This is a genomic window from Gordoniibacillus kamchatkensis, assembly GCF_000829455.1.
GTDB classification, from domain to species: Bacteria; Bacillota; Bacilli; order Paenibacillales; family NBRC-103111; genus Gordoniibacillus; species Gordoniibacillus kamchatkensis.
The window spans coordinates 52925-66726 of the sequence record NZ_JXAK01000014.1; the positions used below are offsets into that span (position 1 = coordinate 52925).

A 13802-nucleotide genomic window follows, 5' to 3' on the forward strand; every position below is an offset into this window, starting at 1 on the left:
GGCGCCCGCCGGCGCGTTTGCAGCAGCCTTTTTTGCGTTTTTATTTGTTCGCCAATGATTTGCAGGACTCGAGGGAGAGCCCGTGCCGCGTCTCCGTTACGGCGGCCTCCCGTTTTCCAACGCGCCTTCGCCCCGCCACATTGTTGGCGATGAGCGCGAGCAGCGTCAAGGCGATGCCGGCCAGCTCCGGAACGCCGATGCGGTAACCGGAGAGCACAGTAATGACCGCCGATACGATCGGAATGATATTGTTCGTAAACAGCGCGGCATCGACCGGCGATATGATTTTGCAGGCGGTATTCCAGGCGAGCACGGCGGCTACGCCGGCGATCAGCGCCATGTACAGGAAGGGCCACACGTTGGCTGCCAGATCGTGCCATGCCGGCGGCTCCAGCACGCCGACACCGGTGCCAAGGGCTATTAGTACAGCGTTGCTTATCGTGCCTCCAACGCAAGTGAGCGTCGTGTAGCGAAGCGGAGACCATGACGGAAACAGCGAGGCGCCGACAGTAAACGTGCACCAGCATACCACCGCAGCCAGCATGAGCGCAATCGCCCACACAGTGTTGCCGCCGGCGAACAGCTCGCGGACGTGGCCTTTGGTCGCAACGAGGAAAACGCCGACCAACCCGATCCCGATGCAAACGACCGTTGCCGACGCCATTCGGACGCCCTTCCACACGAGCAAGATAATGGCCGTCACAAGAGGCATGAACCCCATCATCACCGAGGAAACAATCGGACCGGAAGGTCCCGCCAAACGCTGGCCGATGAAAACGAGACCATTATAGCCTGTAAACGCCAGCGTTCCGAACAGCCATACCAACAGCGCTTTGCCTTCCAATCGAAAGGCGGCTTTGCCTTCCTTGAACGCAAGCAAAGGCACGAACGCCAACGCCGCCAGCAAATATCGAATTCCTACGAAGTACATCGGGGACACGGTTTGCAAAATATGCCCCGCCACCGGAAACTGCGCTCCGAAGGCGGCCCCCGCGAACAAGCAGCAGGCCAGCCCCAGCCACCATCCGTTTTTGCCTGACATCAAGACCACTCCTTATCCCGGCTTCTCCGGCAGCCGTATGCTGTGTTATGATGAATATCATCTACAACAATAACGCGGAAGGGACGGTTTCGGAACTTCCTTTTTGTAGCATGGGTATAACATTTCGTTATGGGGGGGCTGCTGCATGCAGGTGGAATGGTACCGGAGTTTTACGGAGGCGGCGAAGTGGAAAAGCTTGTCCAAAGCCGCCGACAAGCTGAGCATGACCCAGCCGGCCGTAAGCAAACATATCCGGCAGCTGGAAGCCGCTTACGGCGTAGAGCTGTTCCGGCGCACGACGGCGGGAGTCGATTTGACGGAAGCCGGCAGGCGCTTTCTGGAGCGGATTATGCCTGTTGTGCAAACGATCGAGTCGATCGAAGCGGAAATGCGCCAATATGCGGCTGAGCCCGGGTATACGCTCGGCAGTCTGCCGAGCGTGGCGACGCAGGTGCTCCCTGGCCGGCTGCGCGATTACCATGCCGCCGGTTACCCGATTACGGTCAAAATCAGGCAAACGTCGGCGGAATTGCTCGAAGAGCTGCGGGAAGGGGCTTTCGACGCCGCGCTTATCGATTCGGCCTATACGGGAAGGCCGCTCTGGAGCCGGGAGCTATTCACCGAAGCCTATATCGCCATCCTGCCGGAAGGCCATACGCTGCGGGGTCGGAACGCTGTGAGCGTAGCGGATTTGAAGCGGGAGCCCTTCGTGTTCACAACGCATTGCGATACGCATTCCCGGTTCGTGACGATTGCGGAGAAGTACGGCTTCCGCCCCGATGTCAAGCTGGAAGTGGACGATAACGACTTTTTGCTCGGGGTGGTGGCTGTAGGCACCGGCATTACGATTTTGCCTCAATTGTTCGGGGCGCAGGCGGAGCGGCTAGGCTTGCATACGGTACCGATTGCGGAACCCGGATTGCGTCGTACGATCGCACTCGCCGCACGAACAGCCGAAACAGGCGCGAAGCTGTATCGGCTGCTGGCCCCCGGCGTCGGCCATATCCTAAGACCAGCCTTGCCGTAAATAGCGGAGAAAACAAAATAAACAACACTTTTGATATAGGTTAAAAATAACCTATATTTTTTATTGACTCCAAGAAAATTATGGGTTAATATTGACCTATGAAAAATTTAACTTATATCAAATGTTGAATGGAGTGAACGAAATGAAACATGCTTTGCTCGCGTATTTGAAAAAACCTCAAACAGCCGTCGCGGTGGTCGTAGCCTTGATGGCTCAGCTCATTTTTTGCATCGTATGGATGACTGCCTATGACGGTGTAATGGATCGGGTCAATCATTTAAAAATCGCCATTGTCAATGAGGATGGAGAGTTCGGCAAAACCGTCCAGCAACAGTTGCAAAGCAATCTGCCTTTTGATATCACGACTCCCGCCAAAGAAAAAGCTATGGACGACCTTGTGCAGCGCGACGTTCACTTGGTTATCATGATCCCGGCCAACTTCGGCCAATCTTTAACGGCGCCCGGCATGCAGGCGAAGCTGTCCTATATCATGAATGAATCCAATCCGCAGCTCACCAAAAGCGTCATGCAAACGATCGTGGCCAAAGTTACGAACGAGTTGAACCAGAGCGCTTCGCTCCAAGGAACGCAAGCAGTGCTGCAGCAACTCAAGCTCCCTGCGGAGCAAGCTTCGAAAACCGCCCAAAGCGTTGTGAACAAAGTCGGGTCCGACGTGCAATCGCTACATTCTGTCAACGGCATGCACAATCAAATGGTTCCTATGATGCTCGTGCTGGCTTCGTACGTCGGCGCCATGATGATGGCCATGAACATCCATCAAGTATCGGAAGCTATCGGGGCTTCCATTTCCAAATGGCATCATATCGCCGTTCGCTCGCTCATTATCGTCGCCGCCGCCGCCCTCATCTCCATCGTCGGCTCTTCTCTCATCGCCGCACTCGGCGGGCAAATGGAAAGCGGCTTCGGTTCGTTCTGGCTGTTCCACTTTGCAACTTTGTTAACGTTCATGTTTTTTGCCCAAATGTTCTTGATAGTATTCGGCATGGCGGGCATGTTCCTGAATATGGCGATGCTTTCCTTGCAGCTCGTAACGTCCGGAACCATCGTGCCGAGACAGATGCTAAGCGGCTTTTATCAGTGGCTTGGCCAATATTTGCCCGCGACCTACGCCGTTGAAGGGATCATGAATTTGCAATTCGGCGGCATTCACACCGGCAAGGATGTGTGGAAGCTGGTTGCAGCGACCGTATGCAGCGTCTTGATTGCCCTCGCGGTCACCGCCTTGAAAAAACAAAACAAACCGCAGCCGGCACTGGAAGCCGCCAAACCTGCCGGTCTCGCGCTGAACTAATTTTGTACGCACAAACGGTCAACCGGATCTATCCAGTTGACCGTTGCGTTGTTGGGAGACGTTCCAGGTTAGAAGTTTTTTTCATGCAAGACTGAGTTTATTGATCTTCGCCAAAAGCACTTGCACATTGACGATTCGCGAATATGGCCGCTGCATTTGCCTTTGGAGAAATTGCAGCGGCGCGTTCGAGGTTTAGCCGTTCTAATGCATACACAATTGCTCCAAAAGCTCTTGCAGTGCACCGGTTCGCGAACTTAGCCGCTGCAATTGCTTTGGGCAATTGCAGCGGCGCGTTCGAGGTTTAGCCGTACTAATGCTTACACAGTTGCTCCAAAAGCTCTTGCAGAGCACCGATTCGCGAACGTAGCCGCTACAATTGCCGTTGGAGCAATTGAGGCAGCGCGCGCCTTTTTCGGCGGCCTTCCGGTACAACGCGGCGCCGGTTGCCTCTTAGTAAACAAGGCTGCATCCAAACCGAGCGTCTGCACTTTGTGAATAGGCTCCCCTTATCCCCTCGTTAAAGCTCCTGCCCCTTCTGCATAGCTTCGAATGCGGCGATAAGCTGCCGGGTCTGCTCTTCCGATAAAGGTGCGGCAAAATATTGCTTGATCCCCCTGGCGTACACAGGCCACGCTTTCCTCAGCTGCTGCTCCCCTTCCGGCGTCAAAACGGCGTAGGCGCCGCGGCGGTCCTCTTCGCTTTTTTCGCGCTGCACCAGCCCTTCCCGCTCCAGCCGATCGAGCAGCCGCGTGATCCCGCTTTTCGTCAAAACCATTTTTTGCGTCAGCTCGCCAAGCCGAAGCTTGTGCCCCGGCGCTTCGAACAAAGCGATCAACACATCGTAAGCGGTGAGGGGAACCCGCTTCTGTTCCGCCAAATCGCGTTCGATTTGCTCGATAATGCGGGCATACGTCTTAATAAATAAGCGCCATGCGGCAAGCTCGGACTCCGTTACTCGTTCCATCGCAATCTTCCTTTCGCGTATGCACGGCCTGATCTGATTTCACTATAAACAATAAATGTTGCACAATCAACAAATAATTGTTGACTGCGCAACTAAACCGTGCTATTTTAGTTGTGTGATCAACAATCGATCACCAACATCAACTGATCCGGAGGGAAGCAATCATGTCGGTTAAAGTTACAAAGTACGATGAAGGTCCCTACGTCATTCAAGGCGACTTCATCCTCGTCGACGGCAAAGGCAACGCGTTCCAGACCGGGGACAGCATAGCGGTGTGCCGCTGCGGCCAATCGAAAACCCAACCGTTCTGCGACAGCACTCACAAGAGTTGCGGCTTCCGTGAAGCTTCCGAGGCAAGATAAGCGCAGCCAAAATGAAAATCCCTCCTTGACCGGCGGCTTTGCCGCCTAGATCAAGGAGGGATTTTGCATGGGCATGGCCGAATCGGTTATGTCTGGAAGTCCGGCATATCCCATTGCCCCTCGTTTGCGATGTCCTGAACACTGTCCATCGTCAAGCTGAAGTAGTGATAGCCGTCTTCCTCGCGCTTTTTCAACGCTCTGCGCTTCATATATTTGGGGCTTGCTTCGCCGGCTTCCTCATCGTAGAACAACAAGATGCCGTCCGTCTTCCTGAGCAGGAGCTCGTCTCTTGCGGTCAGCTGCCATACGCCCTGATACGGCTGCCGGCTGACCGAGCCGTAATAATCGAGGCTTTTGACGATGTCCCGGTAATATTGCTGCTTGTCCTCGTTCCACTTCTCCTCGGGGTTGAGATAGGCGGTTATAACGGCAACCTGCAGCTGCGGATACCGCTTTTTCATGCCGAGCACGACCTCGCACGCCCATAAATCCGTGCCGTACTGCCCCGGCGTGATGACCCATTCCAGCCCTTCTTCGGCCAGCGGTTCGAGCCGGGCTTCGATCGCTTTTTTGATGTAGGAGATGGCTTGGTGCTTCTGATCGAAAATGCCGAGTTCGTGCGCGCGGTAGCCTGTGACGAGAAGATTTTTCACACTGTGCTCCTTGGAAAAGATAGGGCTGCCCCTGACCTCATGCATGCTTAACGCTATTGAACCCATAGTAACGCTAATCCGCCCGATTGGCAATTGCCGGGCTGCATAGCGACACTGTTAGTAACGGCAATAAGCACTCGTTCGGGCTGTCATATGGGGCCATGTCCATTCGGCATGGTCTGCTCCGCGGGACCCAGCATCCAATCTGACTACGCATTATGTACCGCATGAATCCTTCTGCTCCCGCAAAAGCATAGAGGAACAGTGTTCCGTTATTTATCAGAATGAGAATGATTGTGAGAAATTAACGGAACCGTGTTCCGCTATCAACGGCAAATAGGTTGCTCATACCCGGTTTTACACCGTTGTGCAGGCAAATAACGGATTCTTGTTCCGTTAATTTAGGGAAATATCGGGAAATACCCTTGATAACGGAAATACGTTCCGTTATGCAGCTCACGATCGGTTCAGGCAAACCGCAGCTTGATCGTCTCGATTTGAAACGGCCCCAGCGGCACTTTCAAGCCCGCTTGCGAGCAATCCCCGACCGGGCCGCGCTCGCGCTCCACCAAATCGCACAACATAGCATCGGCGAGCGGTCGCGTAAAGATCAGCCGAGCGGTTGTGCCCGCGTCGGTCAAATTTTGCAGGCGCACGACATACCCGCTGCCATCCTCGGCAAGCTTAAACGCGAGGATGCGGATGTCGTCCCCGATATCCGACGCCAGCAAGGCAAACCGCTCCGGCGCCGCTTCCCGCCATCCTTCCGCAACGAGCAGCGGAGTTCTGTATTCCTCGGCCATGCGTTGCACCCGGGCCTCCTTCCAGCCGCCGGCATGCGGCGCCACCCGGAACCGATAGCGGAAATCGCCGCCGATCCATTGCGGAAAATTCGTCCCCCACTGATTGTTAAACAGATTGAAGTTGAGGTCCGGGCTTTGCGGTATGTAGCGCCTGGAATAGCGGTAAATCCCTTTCTCGCCGATGGAGAACAGCGGCGTATCGGCCGGAAGCAAAGCGAGCCCCGCTTCCCCGTCCCGCACGTCGACCCAATGGCTTGCGCAATGGTTATGAAAATTGGCCCCGTCGGCGATGTCAACAAGCGGATCGACGACGCTACCGAGCTTCTGATACGCATACTCGGGGCTTTGCGCCGCCAGCGAAAAGACGAAGTGCCCGGCTTCGGCGAACGCGCTCGCCGCTTTGCCGCTAACGGTCACGGCGAAATCGGCGTACCGGCCGTCGCGGTGCAGCGTAATTTCGACCTCGACGCTTGCGCGTTGCCGAACGTTTCGCAGCTTTCGGGAGGAACCCCGAAGCTGAGCCGAATGCTTCCGCTCACGCCGATATTCGCGATTTCGATCCGCTCGAGCGTTGCCCCGTACTGCCGGTGAGAGATGCGCGGATAGCCGGGCTTGCCGAAATCGTTCACATACCAATCCGTCAAATCGTAAGCATACGCTTTGACAAACCCGTTGACATCATCTTTCCCGTACACGTCGTATTCATAAGCGGCAAAACCGCGCTCAGACGCCCATTCCTTGCCGCACGCCTTGTCGTAAAAGCTCGTGACGGCGCCGCTGCCGGCATCGACCGTGATGCGAAGCCAGCTATTTTCCAACACCGCCTGGTCTCCGCTTTGGCGGCCAATCGGCGCCGCCGCTGCATCTCCGGCTGCCGCTGCCTCGTCATAGGCAAAGGTGCGGTAGCCGAGCGCAGGCACATCGCCAATGCGAACCGTTCCGTCTTCGCCTACCGGATACGCTATGCCGCTGCTTCTGTCCCGCAGGATGCCGGAGGCGCGCCCGGCCAGGACGATTTCTGCGTCCCGCCGCGTCCAGCCGAGCGGATTGTAGACGCCGATCACCGACGAGCCTTGCGCCGCATAAGGCCGAACTTCGGACAACGCGGCCGCGGCCGCTTCCAAATATCCGCTCTGCTCGCTCCACGACTGCTCCGCTTTGCGGTAGCTCGCGGGAAACAGGCGGCGGTCCTGCTCGACATCCTTTTTGTAAAAAGCGCGCGTGCTGTTTCGTCCCGGGAGCAGCACCGACTTGACGTCGATGCCCCACGTATGCTCGCCGAACAGAAGCGTCTGCTCATAAGCTTTCCTTATCGGCTCCGCCGGATACGCCTCCGCCGTCCCCTGCAGCCGCTCCAGGGCGGCGAGGCTTTCGCGCGATGCGATTTCCGGCCGCAGCCGGCGCACGGCCGACACTTCCGCCGGGTATGTGCCGACGCCGTGAATCCACGTATCCGCCAAATCTTTGCGGACGACCGGTATGTCCGAAAAGCCGCGGGACAAAAAGTCGCGGGCAAAATCGTCCATCGTGCCGATCTTCACTTTCGTATCCGGATAATGCGCTTTCACTTCGTCCAGCAGCCGCTGCACCGCTTCCCCGTTCTGCGGACCGTGATTGTCGTTCGTTTGCAGCAAAGCCATCCAGACCGGATAAGGCCAATCGCCGGGCGGCAGAAGGCTGGTGCCGTATTCGCCTTTCGAATAGTACGTCAGCACCCGGCTGCCGTCGGGGCCTTCCCAATAAAACAGTCTCGGCACGTCGACGGGAGAGGAGCAGGCATTGACGCCGAGGTGCAAAAACTCGATCCCAGCCCCCTTCAGCAGCGTCGGGAGCATCCACGTATGCCCCGGCACGTCCGTCATTTTGGCGGCGACCGTCTCGCGGCCGAACCGCTGCCGCAGCCGCTCCGACTCGTACAGGCCGCGCACGTATTCCTCGGTTCCGCAAAACTCGGTATGCGTCGTATACGGAAGCCCGTGCCAGCGCAGCTGCCCTTGCCGAATCAGCGCCTCCAGCCGCCGCTTCTTGTCCGCCGGCACGGAATCGAGACAAGTTCTCAGCATCCAGGCCGGCAGCGTCCATACGAAGAGCTGATCGGGATCGCCGCTCTGCGTCAGTTCGCAGGCGGCGAGCACTTCGTCCATCATGCGGCCGCTGTACTGCTCTACGACGTTCCGCGCCAAGTCGGTAAATCCCAAGTCGACGTGTGTTTTAAATACGATATAGATCGTTTCCAGCGCCTTCATTCTTTTGCCCTCGTCTTTCTTGTTGTCGGCATCGTTATTCCCGTCGGCGGCGCGCTAAGCGAGCGGCTTGCAAGATTCCCGAATGACCAGCTTGGCATCGACGATGCGCTGGTGCACGCCTTCGATATTGTTCATTTTGTCGATGAGGATATGCGCGGCTTCGGCCCCGAGCAGCTCTGCCGAAAGCTCCACCGTCGTCAGCTTGGGCGTCGTTTCCTGCGCTAGGGTAGCGTCGTTGCTCAGCGCGACGAGCGACAGCCGGTCGGGAACCGCAATGCCGAGCTCCCGCGCCGCCCTCAGCACCCCTAGAGCCACACGGTCCGTATCGGCGATAACGGCCGAAAACGGTCGCTTGCCATACGTCTCAAGCAGCGCCGCGTAACCGTAATTGGCCATGTTTTTATGCTTTTTGCGCGAGAAGTTCAGCACAATCGCCTCGCCGAACGGGATTCCGTGACGCTCGTATGCCTGGGCCAGACCGCTCTGCCTGTCGAATGCGACTGTCATATCGGACGAAGCATTCAGAAACAAAATGGAGCGGTGGCCAATGCCAAGCAAATAGTCTCCCACCTGCAGGCCGACTTCCTTGTTATTGTTGTCCACGAAGCAAACGGCTTCGTCCATCGGGTCGGGCCTGCCGACGAGCACAAGCGGTATCGCCATCTGCCCGTAACGCTCGATGCGCGGATCGTTTTGCCTCGGATTCAGCATAATAACCCCGTCCACCGGATCGATGGAAAACTGCGTCGGGTCGTCATGCTCGGGCAATGTGTCCAGCAGCACCCGATAGCCGTGCTTCGTGCACGTTTGAATGACGCCGCCCATCATCTGCGTCTCGAAAGCCGACATGCCGCCGTCTGTCGAGATCGGCATCTTCAGCCCGGCAATCAGCGTCTTTTTAATGGCAAGGCTGCGCGCGACATGGTTCGGAAAATAGCCCAGCTCTTTCGCCGCTTCTAGCACCCGCGCCGTCACAAGCTGGCTGATTGGTCTTTTTTTGCTGAATACGCTGGAGACCGTTCCTTTGGATACTCCGGCTAGTTTAGCGACATCGTCGATAGTGGCCACCGAATTCCCCCTTATTGTGCCGATCGCCGGAAGGATTGTTAAACCGGTTTAACGATCTGCAAAAGGAAAACCGGCTTAATAAATTAAACCGGTTTAATCGTTTATGCCTTCATTATAAGGGACACTTTGGCAATGTTCAACCATTATTTTGATGCCGAGCGGTTCGTTCAGCAGCCCGAGAAAAACGGAGCGGAGGATGGATTATCGGCCTATCGAACTGCAAGTTATGCGCAGCAAAACCCACGCCGTAAGCATCGGCCGATTGTGGGCGACGCCGGAGACCCTCATTCCCAATCCGCCGCGCCGCCATATTTTCTCGGGAAGCCAGGTTAGTTCGCGATAAATTCCTGCACCCACTCGTGATTGTAATAACCTACGCCAATTTGGGTGTAATGCGGGTTTAAAATGTTGGCGCGGTGCCCGGAGCTGTTCATCCAGGCCGTCATGACTTCCTGCGGAGTCCTTTGCCCCATGGCGATATTTTCGCCGGCGTAGGAGTAAGAAATGCCGTAAGAGGTCATCATATCGAACGGAGAGCCGTAGGTCGGCGAAGTATGATCGAAGTAATGATTGTCGTACATATCTTTGGCCTTGTCCAGCGCCATAGCCGACAGCGCCTTATTGCTTGCCAGCGGCTTCAGTCCCGCCTTCGCGCGTTCCTGATTGACCAGGGACACCACTTGCTCGGCATAAGAAGCTGCGGACGAAACGGTGCCGGAGCCCGAAGCTGCTTTTTCGGGAATGTTAAGCTTCATCCCGGGCCAAATAATGTCCTTGTTCGGCACCTGGGGATTCAATTGCAATAACTTGTAGAACGGAATGCCTTGCTGCTTCGCTATCGTCCACATCGTATCGCTCGCTTTGACCGTATACGTAGCGGCAGACGCCGCACCGGCGCCGGCGATTGTGCCGAGCAGAAGCAGGCCGGCCATTGCGGTTTTCTTGAAACGCATCTCACAATCTCTCCTTTTTACGGCCTGCGAGGTTAGCTGACGGATTCGGGTTAAAGAGAAAACGACCCTGCCAATAAACTTGGTTTCACCCCAAAATAATGGTTCCCCCGCGCTTCGCGAAGCGAAGCTTCGGCCTTATAATTGATCATCAGCAGGGATCGCCTGCTGATTGGCTACTATTGTAGCATGCGGCCGCAGTCAGTACACCGGTCAAAGTTTACCAATGCAAAAAGGGACCGCAGCCAGCCTGGCTGCGATCCCATCTGCAAAAAATATTCCAATTCGACTATTGCCGCCCTGGCAGCATCGTGACAATCGTCCCCGCCGTCGGGGCAATCGTCCAATCGTGGGCCGGACCCGTTGCATACGATGATAAGGCGAATACACTATTACCGAGGGGAAGTGTTACTATGAGCCACGTTGCAGGTTACGGCTTCACGAACACGGGAACGATTCTTGTACTTTTCATTTTGTTAGTTATCATCAGCCGGATGGTCGTATGGTAATCCGACTCGGGGACCGCGGTTTGCCGCTTGGCATGCCGCGGTCCCTTTTTGCATGGGGAAGCCGGTTTGCTAGCGCTAGGCGCAAGATATCGGAAAAGCGATGTGCACCTCGGTGCCTTTCCCTACTTCGCTCTCGATGTTGACTTTTCCGTTCATTTTTTTAATGATGCCGAGGGAAACCATCGTTCCGAGCCCCGTCCCTTTTTCCTTGGTCGAATAGTAAGGGGTGCCGAGCCTGCTAATTTGCTGCGGCGTCATTCCGATACCCGTATCGCTGATGCACAGCTCGGCTTCACCTCCCGCTTTGTTCGTTGTGAACTGCAATACGCCGCCGTCGGGCATCGCTTCAATAGCGTTTTTCCCTATATTGATTAGCGCCTGCCGAAGCTTGTATCGGTCTCCCAGAATAAGCAGCGGTTCGCTTTCCGCCATGTTCATACCGATCTGTACATTGTTGTAATTGGCATACGTTTGCAAAATATTGGCGACATACGTCACCTCGTCGTTCAGCTTGATGTCCTCGATATGCTCCGGGTCAGGCTTGGCCAAAGAAAGGTAATCGGAAATAATGTGCTGGGCCCGGTCCAGTTCTTCCAGACAAATTTGTTGATAGTAGTCCCGTTTTTCTTTGTTCAGGCCGTCGCTGCCGAGCAGCTGGATGAAGCCTCTGACGGAAGTGAGCGGATTGCGGATCTCGTGCGCGACCGAGGCTGCGATATCGCTGACGATTTTGATTTTCTCGCTTTTCTGGACTTCTTCCTGGATGACGGAATATTTATGGATCGATTCCAGCAAATACACGCACAAAGCGACGAGCAAGCCTTGCAGCACATAGATTCCTAAGGTGGACAAGGGGGCATCGAACAGCTGCGATAAGCTATGGGTAGCGGCTAAATAGGCGGTGAACGTAAATAATTTGATGAACGCGCCAATCGCCACGGAGACGATCACTTTGCGCGCCAAGCCGGAAAGCGGAAAAGTTCGCAAATACCAACTTAGGAGGAGATAGGTAGGCGCAATCGAAGCAGCGTACAGCAAACTATGCGGATTGCCGAGCAAATAGCGGTAAACGACAAGCGCCGCATACAAGAGCAGGGCAACTTGCGGGCCGCCGTACAACAAGCCGACGGTCAATGGAATAGAGCGAAAATCGTAGATGATTCCGTGCAATTGGAGCGGAAAAGACATCGTTGCGACGAGGGAGAAGGCAATGAGAAGAAACAGCAAGAGCCGATGAGCCAGCGCACGGTTCTTGAATTTGAGGATGTAGGGATAAAACAATAAGGGCACGAAAATGAAGAACATGTTTAACAAAAAATCTTTATAAAAATTGATCATGGGGGCACCTGTCACTATGTTTTTTCCAGCTTAACCTATAATTATCATCAATTTAACATACTGGCTTGTTCCCGGGAAGCCCCTCCCTTGCTGCCGCAATGTATTCGTCATGTTTGACAGCTCCGCAAAGGTAATCTTCCTGCAAAAAAGCAAAAGACCGCGGCGCGGTCTTTTGCTTTGGTCTGTTGTAAAGCCGGCAGCCAAGCTACTGCACGAACCCGTCGTTCATCGCAGCCGCCTTCTCGCTCAGCACGTAATATTTCAATTTGGCGGCATACAACGCCGTCTCGCTCTGCTGCACTTTCAGCGCGAATTTGTTCAGATCGTGCCTGGAGACGACGCCGATCGAGTAGCGCTGCTGCATTTTCCGGTAATCGGCCTTGGCATCGTCCACATTGCGCTGCTCGGTCAAACAAGCCTGGTACGCGTTCTCCAGCTCGCTGTACGCGGCTTCGATCTTTTTCGACAGCTCGACTTGCTTTTGCGAGTTTTGCACGCCGGCGATTCCCACGTTAATGTTGTAATATTGCTGGCCGGGAGCGGTTCTGTCGCTCGTCGCCTGCGCTTGCCATATCGCTTCGTCCATGTTGCCCGCGGCTATTTTCATCTCGTACGTATTTTGCACCACCGTCGCCGTGTCCGGGCGCACCACCGGCTTAGGCACGATCGGCTCTATATCTTTCAGGACAATGTCCGGGTTGTAGGCGATGCCGATATCGAACGAGAGCTGGACGAGCGACAGCTTATAGTTATTTTCGAGCTGGCCGATGTCGTCCCTCTGCTTGTAGACGGCCCGGGTGACTGTATCGACATCGTCTCTCGAAGCCAGTCCCTGCTGCTGCAGAAGCGTCGTGCGCAGCTGCTCCTTGTTGAGAACTGCCTGATAGGCATGCATAAACTCGATTTGCTTCTTCTGCCCGAGCAGCCCGGCATATTGGGCCGTCATTTGCAGCTTTACTCCCGTCTTCGCTTCCTCGCTTTGCATGTACGTGTTATTCCGGTCGTTGCGAAGCTGATGGGCGGCTTCCTTCATCTGTTCCCGCTGCTGAGACAGCATGGCGTTGATGCCGCCGGCTATTTGCCCGATGCCGCCGATCGCTTGATTGACGGCCGTATTCGTCATGATCGCCGGACCGAGCCACAAATCCGTCGCCGGGTTTGGCGCGGGAATCCCTGTCGCCGCAGCGAGTTCGCTTGCCGTTACGGGCAGCCGGCCGCTTGGCGACGGAATGCCGGGCAGAGCGTCCCGCTGCTCGTCAAGGTCTTTCGCCTTGCTGTCCTGCGCCGCCGCCTTAAGCTCGAGCAGCCGAAGATTAAAAGAGTTGTTCAAGGCTCGTTCCAAAACCGTATCCAGGTCGAGCGCATCGACTTTGTCCAGCGTCAGCTCGTTCACATACGCGTGCTGCTTCGCCGGGTCGTAAACCGTGTCGCCTTCGGCCATTGCCGCAGACGGGGCGATCGCTGCCAGCGCGGCTGCGAAGAGCAAAGTGCAAGCCGTTTTCTTCATCGGAAAGTCCTTCTTTCTGTA

The 13802-nt window shown here is 55.6% G+C and carries 13 protein-coding genes and 1 riboswitch; of the genes, 4 read left to right on the forward strand and 9 right to left on the reverse strand.

Translation table 11 applies throughout. The annotated features are described in order from the left end of the window. Positions 1–40 precede the first annotated feature (40 nt). Positions 41–1042 (reverse strand): DMT family transporter, encoded by a 1002-nt coding sequence (locus SD70_RS10075; protein WP_052487245.1) that lies wholly within the window; start codon positions 1040–1042, stop codon positions 41–43. 145 nt (positions 1043–1187) lie between these two features. Between SD70_RS10075 and SD70_RS10080 the strand changes: the two genes are divergently transcribed. Further along, entirely contained in the window at positions 1188–2069 is an 882-nt protein-coding gene (locus SD70_RS10080; RefSeq protein ID WP_052487246.1) for a LysR family transcriptional regulator, read from the forward strand. A 142-nt stretch (positions 2070–2211) separates the two neighbouring features. Beyond that, positions 2212–3381, forward strand: coding sequence for a YhgE/Pip domain-containing protein (locus SD70_RS10085; protein WP_041047440.1), 1170 nt, complete (start codon positions 2212–2214; stop codon positions 3379–3381). Between the two features lie 517 nt (positions 3382–3898). Here the strand turns inward: SD70_RS10085 and SD70_RS10090 are convergent. Next, positions 3899–4345 carry a MarR family winged helix-turn-helix transcriptional regulator gene (locus tag SD70_RS10090; RefSeq protein ID WP_052487247.1) on the reverse strand — a complete coding sequence of 149 codons (447 nt, stop codon included), beginning with the start codon at positions 4343–4345 and terminating at the stop codon, positions 3899–3901. Between the two features lie 164 nt (positions 4346–4509). Between SD70_RS10090 and SD70_RS10095 the strand changes: the two genes are divergently transcribed. Next, positions 4510–4707 carry a CDGSH iron-sulfur domain-containing protein gene (locus SD70_RS10095; RefSeq protein WP_041047441.1) on the forward strand — a complete coding sequence of 66 codons (198 nt, stop codon included), beginning with the start codon at positions 4510–4512 and terminating at the stop codon, positions 4705–4707. A gap of 86 nt (positions 4708–4793) precedes the next feature. Here the strand turns inward: SD70_RS10095 and SD70_RS10100 are convergent, their stop codons facing one another. From SD70_RS10100 to SD70_RS10120, 5 genes are all read right to left on the reverse strand, one after another. Next, positions 4794–5360 (reverse strand): DUF1273 domain-containing protein, encoded by a 567-nt coding sequence (locus SD70_RS10100; RefSeq protein WP_041047442.1) that lies wholly within the window; start codon positions 5358–5360, stop codon positions 4794–4796. A gap of 467 nt (positions 5361–5827) precedes the next feature. Further along, positions 5828–6580, reverse strand: coding sequence for a glycosyl hydrolase-related protein (locus tag SD70_RS10105; protein ID WP_041047443.1), 753 nt, complete (start codon positions 6578–6580; stop codon positions 5828–5830). Further along, positions 6577–8409, reverse strand: a complete 1833-nt coding sequence (locus SD70_RS33135) for a DUF5054 domain-containing protein (protein WP_052487248.1) — start codon at positions 8407–8409, stop codon at positions 6577–6579. Before SD70_RS33135 ends, SD70_RS10105 begins: the two co-directional genes overlap by 4 nt. A 54-nt stretch (positions 8410–8463) precedes the next feature. Beyond that, positions 8464–9477, reverse strand: coding sequence for a LacI family DNA-binding transcriptional regulator (locus SD70_RS10115; RefSeq protein WP_041047444.1), 1014 nt, complete (start codon positions 9475–9477; stop codon positions 8464–8466). Positions 9478–9806: 329 nt separating this feature from the next. Continuing rightward, positions 9807–10430 carry a CAP domain-containing protein gene (locus tag SD70_RS10120; RefSeq protein ID WP_041047445.1) on the reverse strand — a complete coding sequence of 208 codons (624 nt, stop codon included), beginning with the start codon at positions 10428–10430 and terminating at the stop codon, positions 9807–9809. 6 nt (positions 10431–10436) lie between these two features. After that, a riboswitch (cyclic di-AMP (ydaO/yuaA leader) is annotated at positions 10437–10575 on the reverse strand. Between the two features lie 265 nt (positions 10576–10840). Here SD70_RS10120 and SD70_RS35910 point away from each other — a divergent pair. Beyond that, the gene (locus SD70_RS35910; protein ID WP_156157958.1) at positions 10841–10936 is read left to right on the forward strand and encodes a sporulation protein YjcZ; all 96 of its coding nucleotides are present in this window, start codon (positions 10841–10843) and stop codon (positions 10934–10936) included. A gap of 75 nt (positions 10937–11011) precedes the next feature. On the opposite strand, the gene SD70_RS10125 is transcribed toward SD70_RS35910, so the two are convergent. Both SD70_RS10125 and SD70_RS10130 read right to left on the reverse strand, forming a co-directional pair. After that, positions 11012–12274 carry an ATP-binding protein gene (locus tag SD70_RS10125; protein WP_052487249.1) on the reverse strand — a complete coding sequence of 421 codons (1263 nt, stop codon included), beginning with the start codon at positions 12272–12274 and terminating at the stop codon, positions 11012–11014. Between the two features lie 205 nt (positions 12275–12479). Continuing rightward, positions 12480–13781, reverse strand: coding sequence for a TolC family protein (locus SD70_RS10130; RefSeq protein WP_052487250.1), 1302 nt, complete (start codon positions 13779–13781; stop codon positions 12480–12482). Positions 13782–13802 lie beyond the last annotated feature (21 nt).

Bases quoted from the DNA above. Each gene is read 5' to 3' on its own strand.
- SD70_RS10075 (WP_052487245.1), bottom strand. From the start codon at position 1,042: ATGTCAGGCAAAAACGGATGGTGGCTGGGGCTGGCCTGCTGCTTGTTC.
- SD70_RS10080 (WP_052487246.1), top strand. From the start codon at position 1,188: ATGCAGGTGGAATGGTACCGGAGTTTTACGGAGGCGGCGAAGTGGAAA.
- SD70_RS10085 (WP_041047440.1), top strand. From the start codon at position 2,212: ATGAAACATGCTTTGCTCGCGTATTTGAAAAAACCTCAAACAGCCGTC.
- SD70_RS10090 (WP_052487247.1), bottom strand. From the start codon at position 4,345: ATGGAACGAGTAACGGAGTCCGAGCTTGCCGCATGGCGCTTATTTATT.
- SD70_RS10095 (WP_041047441.1), top strand. From the start codon at position 4,510: ATGTCGGTTAAAGTTACAAAGTACGATGAAGGTCCCTACGTCATTCAA.
- SD70_RS33135 (WP_052487248.1), bottom strand. From the start codon at position 8,409: ATGAAGGCGCTGGAAACGATCTATATCGTATTTAAAACACACGTCGAC.
- SD70_RS10120 (WP_041047445.1), bottom strand. From the start codon at position 10,430: ATGCGTTTCAAGAAAACCGCAATGGCCGGCCTGCTTCTGCTCGGCACA.
- SD70_RS35910 (WP_156157958.1), top strand. From the start codon at position 10,841: ATGAGCCACGTTGCAGGTTACGGCTTCACGAACACGGGAACGATTCTT.
- SD70_RS10125 (WP_052487249.1), bottom strand. From the start codon at position 12,274: ATGATCAATTTTTATAAAGATTTTTTGTTAAACATGTTCTTCATTTTC.
- SD70_RS10130 (WP_052487250.1), bottom strand. From the start codon at position 13,781: ATGAAGAAAACGGCTTGCACTTTGCTCTTCGCAGCCGCGCTGGCAGCG.